The sequence below is a fragment of the Pseudomonas sivasensis genome (assembly GCF_021391435.1).
Taxonomy (GTDB): Bacteria; Pseudomonadota; Gammaproteobacteria; order Pseudomonadales; family Pseudomonadaceae; genus Aquipseudomonas; species Aquipseudomonas sivasensis.
On sequence record NZ_CP090029.1, the window covers coordinates 109524 to 125573 of the forward strand.

Here is a 16050-nt window from a genome sequence, read left to right on the forward strand (position 1 = left end):
CAACCTCAGGCGATACGTGGGTCTGGATTGTCCAGCACGCTGTCTGTCTGCTCAGCACGGAATTTTTTCAGCACCGCGTGGAACTGCGGGTGCTTGGCGCCCAGGATACTGGCGGACAGTAGGGCTGCGTTGATCGCGCCGGCCTTGCCGATTGCCAGGGTGGCCACCGGGATACCCGCCGGCATCTGCACGATGGACAACAGCGAATCGACGCCCGAGAGCATTGCCGACTGCACCGGTACGCCAAGCACTGGCAGGTGAGTCTTGGCTGCACACATGCCCGGCAGGTGCGCTGCGCCGCCGGCACCGGCGATGATCACCTCGATGCCACGGGATTCTGCTTCATCGGCATACTGGAACAGCAAATCCGGGGTGCGGTGGGCAGAGACCACTTTCACTTCATACGGAATGCCGAGTTTTTCCAGCATATCGGCGGTGTGGCTAAGGGTGGACCAATCGGACTTGGAGCCCATGATCACGCCAACCAATGCACTCATCGTCGTGCCTCTTCTCTCTGGGCGCCCGCAGGCGCGTCAAAAAACAACAAGCCACGCGGGAAATCCGGCGTGGCTTGTTGTACGAATTTTGGCCGGTTGGACCGGCCGAAGGCCGCGCAGTATACCGTAATAATCCAGATAAACAGCCCCTCGGATGACCATCTGTCTAGCGGGGCAAACCGGCGGTTTTATTGACTTAAGAGTCAGTCCCATACACCGCGAAATACTGTGGGAGGGGGCTTGCTCCCGATGGCGGTGTGCCAGGCACTTATCTGTCACTGATACACCGCTATCGGGGGCAAGCCCCCTCCCACATTTGCCCGGTGTTGGGCCCGAGATTGGGCTCAGGTGCTTTGTGCCGCACCACCTTCGAGTTTGCGCCACAACAACCGCACATTCGCCTTGCGCACCAATGCGCAGCGATACAGCCGAATTTCCAGCGGCACATGCCATTGCGGTCCGCCGCAGACCACCAGTTCGCCTCGGGCAAGTTCGGCACGAACGCTCAACTGCGGCACCCAGGCAATGCCCAGGCCTTCCAGGGCCATGCTCTTGAGACTGTCGGCCATGGCGGTTTCGTAAACGGTGGTAAAACGCAGCGCGCGCTGGCGCAGCAGCAAGTGCACCGAACGACCAAGGAACGCGCCGGCGCTGTAGGCCAGCAACGGCACGCTGCCCTCGCCTTCCAGATCGAACAGCGGCTTGCCATCAGCATCGGCCGCGCACACCGGGAGCATTTCGGTGTTACCCAGGTGCAGCGAAGGGAAGATTTCGGCGTCCATCTGCATCGCCGCGTCCGGATCGTAGAACGCCAGCATCAGGTCGCAACCGCCTTCGCGCAGGGCGTGCACAGCGTCGCCGACGTTGGTGGCGACCAGGCGGGTGGCAATGTTCAAACCTTCGTTGCGCAACTGCGCGATCCAGCGCGGGAAGAAGCCCAGCGCCAGGGAGTGGGCGGCGGCCACTTGCATGACTTCGCCCTGCCCGCCTTCCAAGTGATGCAAATGGCGCAGGACCTCGCCGAGCTGTTCGACCACGGTGCGCGCGGTGACCAGAAACAGTTGCCCCGCTGCCGTCAATTCCACCGGTGTGCGTGAGCGATTGACCAGGGTCAGGCCCAACGCGGCCTCAAGGCTACGGATACGTCGGCTGAACGCTGGCTGAGTGACAAAGCGCCGCTCCGCCGCCTGGGAAAAGCTGCGCGTCGCCGCCAAGGCGCTGAAGTCTTCCAGCCATTTGCTCTCAAGGTTCATCACTGCCTCCCACGGGTACGCACCATTTTGGCACACACGCCCGCCATGATAGCCGGGTCACATCTGCATTATGCCGTTTATGCATAGGCCAGTGCTTAACAGCATTGGCCCAAATTTTCCTACAGGCCTAGCATTCGCAGCGTTCCGGCCTGTTCCGGGTCCATATTGAGATGATTTCCGTCATGTCCTCCGCTGCATCATTCCGCACAGAAAAAGACCTGCTTGGCGTACTCGAAGTACCCGCCCAAGCGTATTACGGCATCCAGACCCTGCGAGCGGTGAATAACTTCCGCCTCTCGGGCGTTCCGATTTCGCATTACCCGAAATTGGTGGTCGGCCTGGCAATGGTCAAGCAAGCAGCCGCTGATGCCAACCGCGAGTTGGGTCAGCTTAGCGAAGCCAAGCACGCTGCCATCAGCGAAGCCTGTGCCCGTCTGATCCGCGGCGATTTCCACGAAGAGTTCGTGGTGGACATGATTCAAGGCGGCGCCGGCACTTCAACCAACATGAATGCCAACGAAGTCATCGCCAACATCGCACTGGAGGCCATGGGTCACCAGAAGGGCGAATATCAATACCTGCACCCCAACAACGACGTGAACATGGCGCAGTCGACCAACGACGCCTACCCAACCGCGATCCGTCTGGGTCTGCTGCTGGGCCATGACGCGCTGCTGGCCAGCCTCGACAGCCTGATCCAAGCCTTCGCCGCCAAAGGCGTCGAGTTCGGCCACGTGCTGAAAATGGGCCGCACCCAATTGCAAGACGCCGTGCCGATGACCCTCGGCCAGGAATTCCGCGCCTTCGCCACCACCCTCAGCGAAGACCTGGCACGCCTGAAAACCCTGGCGCCAGAGCTGCTGACCGAAGTGAACCTGGGCGGCACCGCCATCGGCACCGGCATCAACGCCGACCCGCGTTACCAGGCCCTGGCCGTGCAACGCCTGGCCACCATCAGCGGCCAACCGCTGGTACCGGCTGCCGACCTGATCGAAGCCACCTCCGACATGGGCGCCTTCGTGCTGTTCTCCGGCATGCTCAAGCGTACCGCCGTGAAGCTGTCGAAGATCTGCAACGACCTGCGCCTGCTGTCCAGCGGCCCACGCACAGGGATCAATGAGATCAACCTGCCAGCGCGTCAGCCAGGCAGCTCGATCATGCCCGGCAAGGTCAACCCGGTCATCCCGGAAGCCGTGAACCAGGTAGCGTTCCAAGTCATCGGCAACGACCTGGCCCTGACCATGGCAGCCGAAGGCGGCCAACTGCAGTTGAACGTGATGGAGCCGCTGATCGCTTTCAAGATCTTCGACTCGATCCGCCTGCTGCAACGCGCCATGGACATGCTGCGCGAGCACTGCATCGTCGGCATCACCGCCAACGAAGCACGCTGCCGCGAACTGGTGGAACATTCCATCGGCCTGGTCACCGCGCTGAACCCGTACATCGGCTATGAAAACGCCACCCGCATTGCGCGTATCGCCCTCGAAAGCGGCCGCGGAGTGCTGGAACTGGTGCGCGAAGAAGGCTTGCTCGACGACGCCATGCTCGACGACATCCTGCGCCCCGAAAACATGATCGCTCCACGCTTGGTCCCGTTGAAGGCCTAAGCGTTTGTTGCACCGCTCACCAGGTTGAGGGACTAGACACCTCTCACCTTTTGAGGGCCTGAAGGCTCGTTCTTCAGGCCCTTTTTTTTGCCTCAAGGTTGTGAAATGAAGCCCATAAAAATTCCAATATCGCCCTGCAAACCCGCCTTGCCCGAATCAGCGGCGCTGAAACCTTTAATCGGCCCGTGCAGACGTATCACGTACTCCTAGGTATAGTGCCGCCCCTCTCGCGTCTGCGGCCGTCGGTAACGAGGCCCGGTACAGCGCGAAACCGCATGAATAACAACACCCGCAAAAGGATTGGGGTCGAACTGTCGCGCACTGCCTGGTGCCATGCGACGTGTCGGACCGTCCTGCGTTTGCCATTAGAAAAATCAGCGAGGAACACTCCATGCTCGAAGTCATCAACGACTTCCTCTCAGGGAAAGTACTGATCGTGCTCATTGTCGGGCTCGGCGGTTATTTCACGATCCGCTCGCGTTTCGTTCAATTGCGTCACTTTTTCCACATGTTCTCGGTGTTCAAAGACAGCTTGAAGAGCAGCTCCGGCCAACTCAGCTCGTTCCAGGCGCTGATGCTCAGCCTCGCCGGTCGCGTGGGCGCCGGTAACATCGCCGGTGTCGGTATTGCCGTAACCCTCGGCGGCCCGGGTGCCGTGTTCTGGATGTGGGTCACCGCGCTGGTGGGTATGTCGTCGAGCTTCATCGAATGCTCCCTCGGCCAGCTGTACAAGCGCACCGACGCAGAGGGCACCTACCGTGGCGGCCCGGCTTATTACATCCAGCACGGTTTGCAGAAGCGCTGGCTGGGTATGGTCATGGCGTTCCTGCTGCTGGTGACCTTTGGCTTCGCCTTCAACGGCCTGCAAGCCCATGCCGTGACTCACTCGCTGAACAACGCTTTCGGCCTCGACACCACCTACACCGGCCTCGCGCTGGCGGTGCTGCTGGGCCTGGTGTTCATCGGCGGGATCAAGCGCATCGCGTCCATCGCCGACCTGCTGGTCCCGGTCAAAACCCTGGTGTACATCGCCGTGACCCTGTACGTGATCGTGCTGCAATTCGACCACGTGCCGGCCATGCTCGCGACCATCGTCAAGAGCGCTTTCGGCCTCGACCAAGCCTTCGGTGGCCTGGTAGGCAGCGCGATCATCATGGGCGTGAAACGCGGCGTGTTCGCCAACGAAGCCGGTCTGGGCAGTGCGCCTAACGTGGCAGCGGTGGCTTCCGTAGAACACCCGATCGCCCAAGGCGTGGTCCAGGCGTTCAGCGTTTTCCTCGACACTTTCGTGATCTGCACCTGCACCGCGCTGCTGATCCTGCTCTCCGGTTTCTACACCCCAGGCTTTGAAGGCGACGGCATTGCCCTGACCCAGAACTCCCTGGCCGCTGTGGTCGGTGACTGGGGCCGCATGTTCATCTCGGTGGCCCTGGCTTTGTTCGTGTTCACCTCGATCATGTACAACTACTACCTCGGCGAGAGCAACCTGCGCTTCCTGGTGGGCAACAACCGTAAGGTGCTGATGGGTTATCGCGCGCTGGTGCTGGTGCTGATTTTCTGGGGCTCGATCGAGAACCTGGGCACCGTATTCGCCTTCGCCGACATCACCATGACCATGCTCGCCTTCGTCAACCTGTTCGCCCTGGCGTTCCTGTTCAAGATCGCCATGCGTGTGCTGGACGACTACGACCGCCAACGCGCTGCGGGCATCAAGACCCCGGTGTTCGATTCCAGCCAATTCCCGGACCTGGATCTGGACCGCAAGGCCTGGCCGGCCAACCCGGCAAAACCGGACGCGGCCCCATCGGCTGAACTGAACGCTCAAGTACAACGCTGAGCGCAGCTAGATAGATGACACGCCGCCTGGCCTTGGGCATGCTCTGGGCCCGGCGGCGTTTTTCGTTCAGGAGATTTGTTCATGCAACCAGCTAACAACGTGATGGTGCTCTACACCGGCGGGACCATTGGCATGCAGGCCAGCGCGAATGGCCTGGCGCCCGCGTCCGGCTTCGAAGCGCGCATGCGCGAGCAACTGGCCGACGCGCCATTGCCAGCCTGGCGCTTTCGCGAAATGGCGCCGCTGATCGACAGCGCCAACATGACCCCCGCTTACTGGCAGCGCCTGCGCAGTGCCGTGGTCGAGGCCGTGGACGAGGGCTGCGATGCGGTGTTGATCCTGCACGGCACCGACACCCTGGCCTACAGCGCAGCGGCCATGAGTTTCCAACTGTTGGGTTTGCCGGCGCCGGTGGTGTTTACCGGCTCGATGCTGCCGGCCGGCGTGCCTGACAGCGATGCCTGGGAAAACGTCAGCGGCGCGTTGACCGCGCTGGGCGAAGGCCTGAACGCCGGCGTGCACCTGTTTTTCCACGGTGCGCTGATGGCGCCGACCCGCTGCGCGAAAGTGCGCAGCTTTGGTCGCAACCCCTTCGCCGCGCTGCAGCGTAACGGTGGCGTAGCCAAGGCCGAGGCACTGCCCGCCGCTCTGGATTATCGCCAGCCCAAGGCCGTGGCCAACGTCGGCGTGTTGCCGCTGGTGCCGGGCATCGCCGCCGCGCAGTTGGATGCGCTGGTCGACAGTGGCATCCAAGCGCTGCTGCTTGAATGCTATGGCAGCGGCACCGGGCCCAGCGACAACCCGGCGTTCCTCGCCAGCCTCCAGCGCGCGCAGGATCAGGGCGTGGTCGTGGTCGCAATCACCCAATGCCATGAAGGTGGCGTGGAGCTGGATGTGTATGAAGCCGGCAGCCGCCTGCGCGGCGTGGGCGTGCTGTCCGGTGGCGGCATGACCCGCGAGGCCGCGTTCGGCAAGCTCAATGCGTTGATCGGCGCAGGCTTGGCCAACGCCGAGATTCGCCGACTGGTCGAACTGGACCTGTGCGCCGAGTTGGCTTGAGATCCGATTCAAGCGATCCGGTAGAGCGTCACTCCCGCCACGATCCCGGCGGCGCACGGCATGGGAATTGCTCGGTTCAAGTATTCATTGGCCGGGATCATCCCCATGCTGCACTCGCACCTGACCACCCTCAACGCCGTTTCGCTGGTGCTTGAGGCTTTCAGCGCCCAGGGCATCAGCCCTGAGGTGCTGTTGGCCGGCAGCGGTATTGCAGCTGCGGACCTGAACCACGCCGATACACGCATCACCACGCGCCAGGAAATGCAGGTGTGCGCCAACGCGGTGGCCCTGCGCCAAGCCATCGGCCTGGAACTGGGCCAGCGCATGCGCGTGTCGTCTTACGGCCTGTTGGGCTATGCGCTGCTCACCAGTGCCACCTTCGGTGACGCTTTGCGCCTGGCCCTGCGCTACCCGGCGCTGTTGGGAACACTTTTCGAGCTGAGCCTTGAGGAGGACGGCCAACGCGTCTGGTTCACCGCCCGCGATTACCGTGAAGACCCTGCGCTGGCCGCGTTCAATATTGAGTTGTGCCTGGCTTCACTCAACGTCATCTGCGACGACTTGCTCGGTCGCCCGCTCCCTCTGCTGGGTGCGCGTTTTGAATACCCGGCGCCAACCTACCAGGCGCGTTACGAAGAGCGCTTCGCCTGCCCGCTGGAATTCAACGCCACCAGCAACGCCTTTGCCTTCGACCGCCAGTGGCTCGATCAACCGCTGCCCTTGGCCGACGCCGTCACCCATCGCGCCATGACCGAGCGCTGCCGCAAACAAAACACCGAGTTCACCGGACGCCAGGCCTGGCTGGGCCGCGTGCGTCAACTGCTGGCGGCGCAACTGCCGGCAGCGCCAGGGCTGGATAAACTGGCGGAGCAGTTGAATTGCTCGCCACGCACCTTACGCCGGCACCTGCATGACTTGGGCAGCAGCTATCAGGAGTTGCTCGACGAACTGCGCTTCGAGCAGGCCAAGCAGTGGCTGGCCAACGATGCAATGCCCATCCACCGCATTGCCGAGCACCTGGGTTTCAGTGAGACCGCCAGCTTCCGTCATGCCTTTGTGCGCTGGAGCGGGGTCGCGCCAAGCCAGTTCCGCCCCTGATCCCCACGTCCAGGCGGGGCGAATACGGACAGTGTCTTTGGCCATATTCATCCCCTTTTGGCCGCTCCTGCCGTTCTCTTGCCGCGTCGGCGAGGCAACACTGCAAGACACCGCCAAACGCCTGCGAGTACACCACTATGCTGACGATCTACTCGGACGATCACCATCTGCACCACGGTCGATGCGAACTGATGGACGGGCAACTGATGCCCTGTTTCGAAATGCCCTCCCGTGCTGATCACGTACTGCAACGGGTCAAGGACCGTGATCTGGGGCCGGTGCGAGCCCCCGAGGACTTTGGATTGGCACCGCTGCAACGCATCCACAGCCACGCCTACCTGGATTTTTTCAAAGGGGCCTGGGCACGCTGGGTTGAGTTCGGCCAGGACGGCGACCTGCTGCCCTACACGTGGCCAGCCCGCACCTTGCGCCGCGTGCTGCCCACCAGCCTGCACGGTCAATTGGGCTATTACAGCTTCGACGGCGGCGCGCCGATCACCGCCGGCACCTGGCAAGCGGCCTATAGCGCAGCGCAGGTGGCGCTGACCGCGCAACAAGCGATTCAACAAGGTGCTCAAAGTGCCTTTGCCCTCTGCCGCCCACCGGGGCACCACGCTGCAGGCGACTTGATGGGCGGCTATTGCTACCTCAATAACGCTGCGATTGCCGCCCAGGCCTTTCTCGATCAAGGCCATGCCAAGGTCGCGATCCTTGATGTGGATTACCACCACGGCAACGGCACCCAATCGATTTTCTATGACCGCAGTGACGTGCTGTTCACCTCGATCCACGGACATCCGGAAGCCGAGTTTCCATTCTTCCTCGGCTATGCCGATGAGCTGGGCGACGGCGCCGGTAAGGGCTTCAATTTCAATTACCCGCTGCCGGCCGGTGCCGGCTGGGATACCTGGAGCACCGCGCTGGATCAGGCCTGCGCGCAAATCGAGCGCTATGGCGCCGACATCATCGTGGTGTCCCTGGGGGTAGACACGTTCAAGGACGACCCCATCTCGCAGTTCAAGCTCGACAGCCCGGATTACCTGGCGATGGGTGCGCGTATCGCCCGGCTGGGCAAGCCCACGCTGTTCGTCATGGAAGGCGGCTACGCGGTGGAAGAAATCGGCATCAATGCCGTCAACGTTCTCGAAGGTTTTGAGGGGTCAATCCAATGAACATGCTCAAGTCGCTTGCGCTGTGCGCCGCCGTATTAAGCAGCGCCGTCCACGCCGAAGAAAGAACCCTGCGGGTCTACAACTGGTTCGACTACATCACCCCCAAGGCGCTGGAAGACTTCAAGGGTCAGAACCCTCAGATCAAACTGGTCTACGACATCTTCGACACCAATGAAGCACTGGAAGCCAAGCTACTCACCGGCAACTCCGGCTATGACGTGGTGGTGCCGTCCAACGTGTTTCTGGCCAAGCAGATTGAAGCCGGTGTGTTTCAGCCCCTGGACCGCAGCCAGTTACCAAACTGGAACCACCTCGACCCCAAGCTGATGAAGCTGATCGAGGCCAATGACCCCGGTAATAAATTCGCCGTGCCCTACATGTACGGCACCATCCTGATTGGCTTCAACCCGGCCAAGGTCAAGGCCGTGCTGGGCGACAACGCTCCCGTGAACAGCTGGGACCTGATCTTCAAGGAAGAGAACATCAGCAAGCTTAAGCAGTGCGGCGTCGCCCTGCTGGATTCGCCATCGGAAATTCTGCCGCTGGCCTTGCAGTACCTGGGCCTGGACCCCAACAGCAATAACCCGAAGGACTATGAGAAAGCCGAGGCCCTGCTGCTTAAAATCCGCCCGTACATCACCTACTTCCACTCCTCCAAATACATGGCCGATATCGCCAATGGCGACATCTGTGTGGCCGTCGGTTATTCCGGCAGCTTCTCCCAGGCTGCCAACCGCGCCAAGGAGGCCAGGAACGGCGTGACCGTGGACATGCGCCTGCCCAAGGAAGGCGCGCCGATCTGGTTCGACATGCTCGCCATTCCCAAGGGCGCAAAGAACCCGCAGGACGCCTACGCCTTCATCAACTACCTGCTGCAACCTGAGGTGATTGCGCCGATCAGCGATTTCGTCGGCTACCCCAACCCGAACAAGGACGCCACCGAACGGGTCGACCCGACCATCCGCAATAACCCTAACCTGTACCCGACCGAGGCGGCGATGGCGACGTTGTACACCTTGAAGCCGTTGGACAGTAAAGCTGAACGCGCCAGGACCCGGGCCTGGACCAAGATCAAATCGGGGACCTGACCGCCCCTCACACAAGGCTCAGGCTAAGTAATTACCGCCCGCGCCAATCCTCCCCTCACTACCGTTGTCCTCTGCAACGGCGCCGCACCCCGGCGCCGTACTTCCCAAGAAAGGGCCCCGAGCCACCCACGCTCAAGCGCCCTTCATTTCTGCAAAGGACTTGCCTATGCCTGAAGCAACGCTTCCTGATCATCCGTCGGCCACCAGCCACAATCGACCCCCTACTACCTATGAGCTACTGACTCAACTGACCTCCGGCCCGAACAGCCGGGAGGTGGCCGCCGTGACCCTGCGCTCGGCGCTCAAGGAGCTGTATCCAACCCTGGCCATCGACCCGGACCTGGCCATGGTCGTCACGCCGAATTGGCGCGTCGTCGATGATCAAGTCCTATCCGCCCCGGCCTATGCCATGTCGCTCACTTCGGTGCTGGCAAGCCAGATGCTGAACCCGAAGCCGGTGATCTACCTCGATGGCGAACACTTCCTGACACTGCAACCCGACGCCCGGCCACCGGTGCATTTACCGGTAAAAATCGATGCCATTGCGCGCATGATCAATGAGCTGTCAGAACTGATGCTGTCTGCCTTCCAGGAGCAGTACCTCAATTACTGGAATGCCTCCGATGGCCGAAGCGGGCACCGCTGGAAAGTGTTCTCACAATCCCTGCGCAAAGTATGGAATGTCACGGCGCAAGAGGGCTGGGATGAACATGATTGCGCCATAGCCAGGTCGCTGTTCCTTTTCCCGGAGCGAGCCACACGCTCTGCCCAGGACAGCTACAACACTCACGCCTACCTGATCGACGTCGATGCGCTGCAAGACAGCCAGACCGCTCACACCGCCCTCATGGACATCGCCGTAGTGATTGGCGAGCATGAGCAGGGCCAGCGGGTCCTGGTTTACTCACTGGTCAACGGCTACGAAAAATTCGACTCGCTGGAGCAATTCGGAGAACAACTGCCCGACCGAATGAACGCACGGAACAATGAGCTAAGCCTGCAGTGGCGGCTGTACGAACCGCCGGGCAATTTCTTCGACAGCCTGGCCGGCGCACTGATTGCGTTGCAACTCGACGCAATAGGCTCGATTGACAAAGACGACCGCAAAGCGATCAACGTGGACGCCGACGCCAGCCCCCTGGTCGCGGTTGCCAACGTCCTGCCGGTGGTCGAGGACTTGAGCGATCACTCGCTATCCAATATCCGTGACATCCATGAGCGGTTGCCCGACTGGCTGGCCCACGCCTCGGACTTGGATATTTCCACCTACAGTCGGCGCCTGATCGATCTTGCCGAGTTGCATACCCTCCAGAAGGGCGCGTCCTTCAATGACGATATTGCGCCGATCCGCGAATACACCCGCGATCAGTTGCAGAGCCAGATTCGTGCGCACGCCCAAGGTGCAAACATCAACGTCGACAAGATCGAAGTTCACATCGAAAGCCCGGTTGTCTGGGGAAGCACGTTCATCGTGCCCACGGCGCCGGACATCACACGCCGTAACCTGATCGACCTAGCCCTGGAAAACCTCACAGGCCTGCCGACCGGCCAACCCCGCGTGCTCTATAACGGCAGCGCAGCTCCCCCGTGGCTGTCTTACACCTACCTGAAGGGCGTGATTGAAAACATCGATATCGGCCAGCACTACCCGGCGCTGATCAAGCGCACGCTGCTGGAAGATACGGTTCAGGCCAAGGGCAGACAAACGCTCTACATCAACCATTTGCGCGTACAGCTGCCTTTGCTGGCACTGCAACTCAAGATTCGCCAACAGTACGGGGTCGATGAACTCGGTGCGCGCTACGTCGCTGCCGTAATGCAGGACGAAGACCACGGGCGACTCGTAGACGGGCAGGAGATTGTCATTCGCCCCTTGGCATTCTTACCGACCTTGCGCCCCGGCAATGATCAGGATGTGGTTGCCAATATGTTCGTGATCGGCGCCAAAGACGCCGCCGCGGGCCCGTGCCTGCTGTACCGTCCCTTGCTGGAACCAACGCTGCTGCAGTATCCGTCACGGCAAAACCTGATCTACGCCATCAAACACACGCGTCCACTTCGCGACTCGGTGCTGGCCTGGCTGCCAGAGGCGGCGCGCTTCAACTACGCGCAGTATGTATTCCCCGATAAATGGCCATCGCCATGGACGGTCATTCGAGGGCTGGTCGAGCCGCAGGTCATGGTGTACATGAGCGGCTCCATTACCTTGAGCGACCAGGTGCTTGGCGCAGCCCCGCTGGCCGCACTGTTCAAAGCCAATGCCGAGGCCATGGTCGAACTGGCGGGCCGCCAGTCAGTCTCCAATGCGCAAAAACGCTGGGCAACCTTGCGCCAGGCAGGCTGGCAAATCTTCAATGCGACGTTGCCGTTCCTGGGGCGCACGGCCGGTATCGCCGCCTGGATCTGGCAGATCATGGATGACTTGCAGGACATCGCCCAGCAGGACAACCCCGAAGCGGACCCCGAAGGCGCCTGGATAGCCCAGGTCGACCTGTTACTCAACCTTGGCATGGCCCTGGCGCTGCACGGGGCCTTGCGTCACGCGCCGGTCGAAAAACCCAGCGAAGAAACCAGGCTGAAAACAGAATCGTCAGCGGTCGAACCCGCCGAAAAAATCGAGCCGCCGCCCAGCAAAACCTCCGTGGCCCGGCTGGACAACGTAACGGGCACCGAGCTGCCGAGTCGGCATCAGGGCCTGCTGAACATTCGCGGCGCCATCCCCACCGACCGTCCAAGCCTGGAGGCCACGCTGGACAGCTTCAAAATCGAGAGGCCCGCGGGCCTGGAACCTCAGGTCACAGAACCTGGTATCTATCTGCACCTCTACCCGAACGCCCAGAAATGGTACGCCGTGGTCGGCACGCGCTGGTTCGAAGTCAACGTAGACGAAGCGGATAACGTGGTCATCATCGCCCCAGGCAATCCCTCGCGAATGGGCCCCATGCTACTCAACAACAAGGCGGGCCAATGGTTTGTGGACACACGCCTGCGCCTGCGCGGTGGTGGCTTCAAAAACCGGCGCAAGGCCGTGCAAATCCGCAATACGTCTCGAATCGGCGACCTGCGCAGGCAGCTCGACGAATTCGACGCCAATGAGCGTAGCAGGCAGTCGGAAATCGCCGGCGCACACACGGCGATAGGCGACGAAGCAGGCCCCTCCACCGAATTGCGCCGCCAGAGCTTCATCGACAAGGTCGACGCCCGAATCCTGGATTACGACGTGCCGATCCGCCAACTCAGGTCACTGGGCATTATCGATAACGTGCCCAACTACCAGAGCTCCATGATCGACTATTTGCACAAGCAACTGCTGTTGACGCGCTCCGCCATCAACCAACGCTTACCGCGGTTCCGTGAAACCCTGGAAAGCTCCGTCCCGAGCCTTGAGTCGGTCACCGGCATTGATGCCAAGACCAAGACACAAACCGCCCGGGCCATGTCGGACATGACGGGCGAAATGATCAGACGCATGGAGTACGTGGAGACACGTTTTCATGAACTGGAAACGCTTGGCATCGACGGCAACAAGGTCATTCAGAGCACGCAACACGCCCTGCCCAAGCTTCAATTGCGGGACTTGAAGGCATTTCAAGTCACCCTGGCCCGTCACCTGTGCGTCCAAGAGGGAGACGGCGAAGCGTTCGATACTGCGCGCGCCCTGCTCGACACCATTGTCGATGCCGCCGATCTTCACATACAGAGCTGCACGGAGGCGCTGGCCGACACGGCTATTCGCTCGTTGGAGGAGCGTATCGACGTGCTCAACAGCCTGGTCGATCAATTTTCCATCGTTGACCAGCGCCTGCTGGACCTGCATGCCGAATACCCCGAGCAGGTACAGCGCGAGCCCCTGGAAACCCTGCGCAAGCAGATCAACGAATTCAATCAGCACGTCGTTCGCGAGCTGGCCCTGTTGCTCAGGGAAAGCAAAGCGTTGGAGCCCAAGCCCGGCAGTTCGAAAACCGCATCACCCCCCAAGCGCAAGATCATCAAGACACGCTTCAACGGCGTGGTGGTCGGCGAACCGCGCGCGGCCGAAGAAGGGCTGGTGGATGTAAAGTCGCCGCTGACGGGCAAAGTCATTGCGACCTTCCATGAGAAAGAGCCTGGGGTGTGGGTCGAACGCGACAGCCGCCCTTCCGGACCGCGACCGCCCCAGGCGATAGACCTGAACGTGAGCCTCAACGAGGGTGACCAGTTGCTTCAGGACGAGCCTGCCGCGACCTTGCGGACCCTGGGCCACTCAAAAAAGGCCGGGCGCATTCCGGTCGAAATCGAGGAGATGTTCCACCAATACGCCGCTCGCCTGGAGCGTGCCGTCAGCCGCATCGAAGAAGCGTTGACCCAACGTAATCTGACCGAAAGCGACCGCCCTTCCGCAGCCTCCACTAACAAGCAGCTCAACGACGCGGCGCAGCGCCTGTACGAGCTGGGCACCACGACCCGGATCAGCATGACCAAGCAGCAACCGCCCACAGCGGCACGGGTGGAGTGGCTGTTTGACCGGGGTTTGGTGGAAATTGCCAAGGTCATCACCCGGCGTCGCCTCAAGGGGCCGGGCAAAGACTTTCTGGACGAGTACGAAATACGCGACCATCAAACCCACAACGTGCTGTGGTATGCCCACTTTCACTACAGCTCAGCGCAAGCGGCCGCCGAAGAATATATCGCCGGGCACCTCAAGACGCGTGAACAACAGAAGCAAGGGGGAAGCCTGCAGCGCACCGGCTTGAACGACCACGACCAGATTGCGATTTACCGCAGTCAGATCGGGTCGAAACTCGCCAAATCGCTGTTTTTTGACAGCTGACCGTGCTGCTTGTCGGCGCCCCAGGCCTTGCGCAGACGCTTCAGCGCGTCGGCAATCGCGGCTTCAGGCACGGCGGCAAACCCCAACACCAGGCCGGCGCGTTGATCCGCCGGCGTGGTGGAGTGCGCCAGCCAGTAGCTGCTCAGACCATTGACCTCAACGTCGGCCGAGCGGGCCTGCTCCAGCAGTTGCTGTTCGCGGGCCAAGCTGTCCACGCGCACCGTCATGTGCAGCCCCGCCGCTACGCTCGGCAACTCGCCAACCCCCGGCAGACCGCTGGGCCAACCGGCCAGCAAGGCATTGCGCCGGCTTAATGCTGCGCGGCGCATGCGGCGGATGTGCCGTTGAAAATGGCCCGCCGCCATGAACTCGGCCATCACTGCCTGAGTGCTGACTTCCGAGTGGCGCATATCGACAGCGCGGCGCCGTGAGAAGGCGTCCACCAGACCCGACGGCAACACCAGATAACCCAGGCGCAGTGCCGGAAACGCGACTTTGCCGAAGGTGCCCACGTAGAGCACGCGACCACTGCGGTCCAGCGCGGCCAACGGTGACAGGGGCGCGCCGCTGTATCGGTATTCGCCGTCGTAGTCATCTTCGACGATCCAGCCGCCTCGGCGCTCGGCCCAGGCCAGCAATTCCAAGCGCCGCGCCAGGCTCATCACCACGCCCAAAGGGTATTGATGGGAAGGCGTGACGTACGCCAGGCGACAGTCGCCCAGTTGATCGAGGGCCTGGCAGTCGATGCCGTCACTGTCCACCGGCACCCCATGCAGGCACCCACCGGCCAGGGCGAATGCATGGCCTGCGGCGCGATAGCCAGGGTTTTCCACGGCCACGCCATCGCCGGGCTCCACCAGCAACTGTGCACAAAGGCTAATCGCCTGCTGTGCACCACTGGTGATCACTATTTGCTCAGCCGTACATTGCATCCCCCGCGAACTGCGCAGGTATGCCGCGATCAGCCCGCGCAGACGCCCATCGCCTGCGGGGTCGCCATAGCACAGCTGTTGCAGGTCCGGCTTGCGCCAGAATGCCCCGTTCAGCTTGGCCCAGACCTCGAACGGGAACAGATCGAAAGCCGGCACACCGACCCGAAACGCCTTCGGCGGCCCTGCGGGTGGCTGCGACAGATAGTGGTTTTGCAGTCGCCCCAGGGCCGGTCTGTGGATAACTTCATCATCGAGATCCGCTGGCAAATTTTCCCATTTTGTGGATAAGGCTGGGGATAAGCCTGTGTGTAACCCTGTGGGTACTTTTGTGGATAGTTTTTCCGTCGAGGGCAGTTGAGCGACGTAAGTGCCATCGCCGACACGCCCTTCGATAAACCCCTCGGCATACAGCTGATCGTAGGCACGTACCACGCTGTTGCGGGAAATCGACAGCGCGGCGGCCAGGTCACGGCTGGCCGGCAGGCGCGTGCCGCTGATCAGGCGACCATCGAGTACGCGCTGGCGTAGGGCTTCATAGAGCTGGCGCGTCAGGCCCTGGCCGCGATCCAGCTCGATACCGGCGGGGTTGAATGACAGAGGCGGCGCAGTCGGCGACATATTGGACCTATGAAATTGGCCGTAGATGGCTCTTACAACGGACCATTAGCCTGCCTAGGATGCTGGCATTCGCCAAGGA

Annotated in this window: 10 protein-coding genes; 7 read left to right on the forward strand and 3 right to left on the reverse strand. The window is 61.6% G+C overall.

Annotated elements, in window-relative coordinates:
• Positions 1–5: 5 nt before the first annotated feature.
• Positions 6–497, reverse strand: coding sequence for a 5-(carboxyamino)imidazole ribonucleotide mutase (gene purE, locus LRO94_RS00485; RefSeq protein ID WP_003176980.1), 492 nt, complete (start codon positions 495–497; stop codon positions 6–8).
• A 344-nt stretch (positions 498–841) separates the two neighbouring features.
• A complete protein-coding gene (locus LRO94_RS00490; protein ID WP_053127569.1) occupies positions 842–1750 on the reverse strand; it encodes a LysR substrate-binding domain-containing protein in 909 nt (302 codons plus the stop codon).
• 182 nt (positions 1751–1932) lie between these two features.
• Between LRO94_RS00490 and aspA the strand changes: the two genes are divergently transcribed.
• The 7 genes from aspA to LRO94_RS00525 all read left to right on the forward strand — a co-directional run bounded on the left by aspA (position 1933) and on the right by LRO94_RS00525 (position 14421).
• Positions 1933–3357: an aspartate ammonia-lyase gene (gene aspA / locus LRO94_RS00495; protein WP_032884466.1), complete on the forward strand. Its 1425-nt coding sequence runs from the start codon at positions 1933–1935 to the stop codon at positions 3355–3357.
• Positions 3358–3748: 391 nt separating this feature from the next.
• The gene (locus tag LRO94_RS00500) at positions 3749–5194 is read left to right on the forward strand and encodes an alanine/glycine:cation symporter family protein (RefSeq protein ID WP_095185233.1); all 1446 of its coding nucleotides are present in this window, start codon (positions 3749–3751) and stop codon (positions 5192–5194) included.
• 81 nt (positions 5195–5275) lie between these two features.
• Complete coding sequence (locus tag LRO94_RS00505) at positions 5276–6253, forward strand: asparaginase (RefSeq protein WP_032884468.1); 978 nt, start codon at positions 5276–5278, stop codon at positions 6251–6253.
• 105 nt (positions 6254–6358) lie between these two features.
• Positions 6359–7351, forward strand: coding sequence for an AraC family transcriptional regulator (locus LRO94_RS00510; protein ID WP_032884469.1), 993 nt, complete (start codon positions 6359–6361; stop codon positions 7349–7351).
• A gap of 137 nt (positions 7352–7488) precedes the next feature.
• Positions 7489–8523: a histone deacetylase family protein gene (locus LRO94_RS00515; protein WP_032884470.1), complete on the forward strand. Its 1035-nt coding sequence runs from the start codon at positions 7489–7491 to the stop codon at positions 8521–8523.
• Positions 8520–9611 carry a polyamine ABC transporter substrate-binding protein gene (locus LRO94_RS00520; RefSeq protein ID WP_032884471.1) on the forward strand — a complete coding sequence of 364 codons (1092 nt, stop codon included), beginning with the start codon at positions 8520–8522 and terminating at the stop codon, positions 9609–9611. The genes LRO94_RS00515 and LRO94_RS00520 overlap by 4 nt, the downstream gene beginning before the upstream one ends.
• Positions 9612–9777: 166 nt before the next feature.
• A complete protein-coding gene (locus LRO94_RS00525) occupies positions 9778–14421 on the forward strand; it encodes a dermonecrotic toxin domain-containing protein (RefSeq protein ID WP_179179736.1) in 4644 nt (1547 codons plus the stop codon).
• On the opposite strand, the gene pdxR is transcribed toward LRO94_RS00525, so the two are convergent.
• A complete protein-coding gene (pdxR, locus tag LRO94_RS00530) occupies positions 14376–15971 on the reverse strand; it encodes a MocR-like pyridoxine biosynthesis transcription factor PdxR (RefSeq protein WP_032884473.1) in 1596 nt (531 codons plus the stop codon). The two genes, LRO94_RS00525 and pdxR, sit on opposite strands and share 46 nt — an antisense overlap.
• Positions 15972–16050 lie beyond the last annotated feature (79 nt).

Coding starts and splice junctions, on each gene's coding strand:
- purE (WP_003176980.1), bottom strand. CDS start 497: ATGAGTGCATTGGTTGGCGTGATCATGGGCTCCAAGTCCGATTGGTCC.
- LRO94_RS00490 (WP_053127569.1), bottom strand. CDS start 1,750: ATGAACCTTGAGAGCAAATGGCTGGAAGACTTCAGCGCCTTGGCGGCG.
- aspA (WP_032884466.1), top strand. CDS start 1,933: ATGTCCTCCGCTGCATCATTCCGCACAGAAAAAGACCTGCTTGGCGTA.
- LRO94_RS00500 (WP_095185233.1), top strand. CDS start 3,749: ATGCTCGAAGTCATCAACGACTTCCTCTCAGGGAAAGTACTGATCGTG.
- LRO94_RS00505 (WP_032884468.1), top strand. CDS start 5,276: ATGCAACCAGCTAACAACGTGATGGTGCTCTACACCGGCGGGACCATT.
- LRO94_RS00510 (WP_032884469.1), top strand. CDS start 6,359: ATGCTGCACTCGCACCTGACCACCCTCAACGCCGTTTCGCTGGTGCTT.
- LRO94_RS00515 (WP_032884470.1), top strand. CDS start 7,489: ATGCTGACGATCTACTCGGACGATCACCATCTGCACCACGGTCGATGC.
- LRO94_RS00520 (WP_032884471.1), top strand. CDS start 8,520: ATGAACATGCTCAAGTCGCTTGCGCTGTGCGCCGCCGTATTAAGCAGC.
- LRO94_RS00525 (WP_179179736.1), top strand. CDS start 9,778: ATGCCTGAAGCAACGCTTCCTGATCATCCGTCGGCCACCAGCCACAAT.
- pdxR (WP_032884473.1), bottom strand. CDS start 15,971: ATGTCGCCGACTGCGCCGCCTCTGTCATTCAACCCCGCCGGTATCGAG.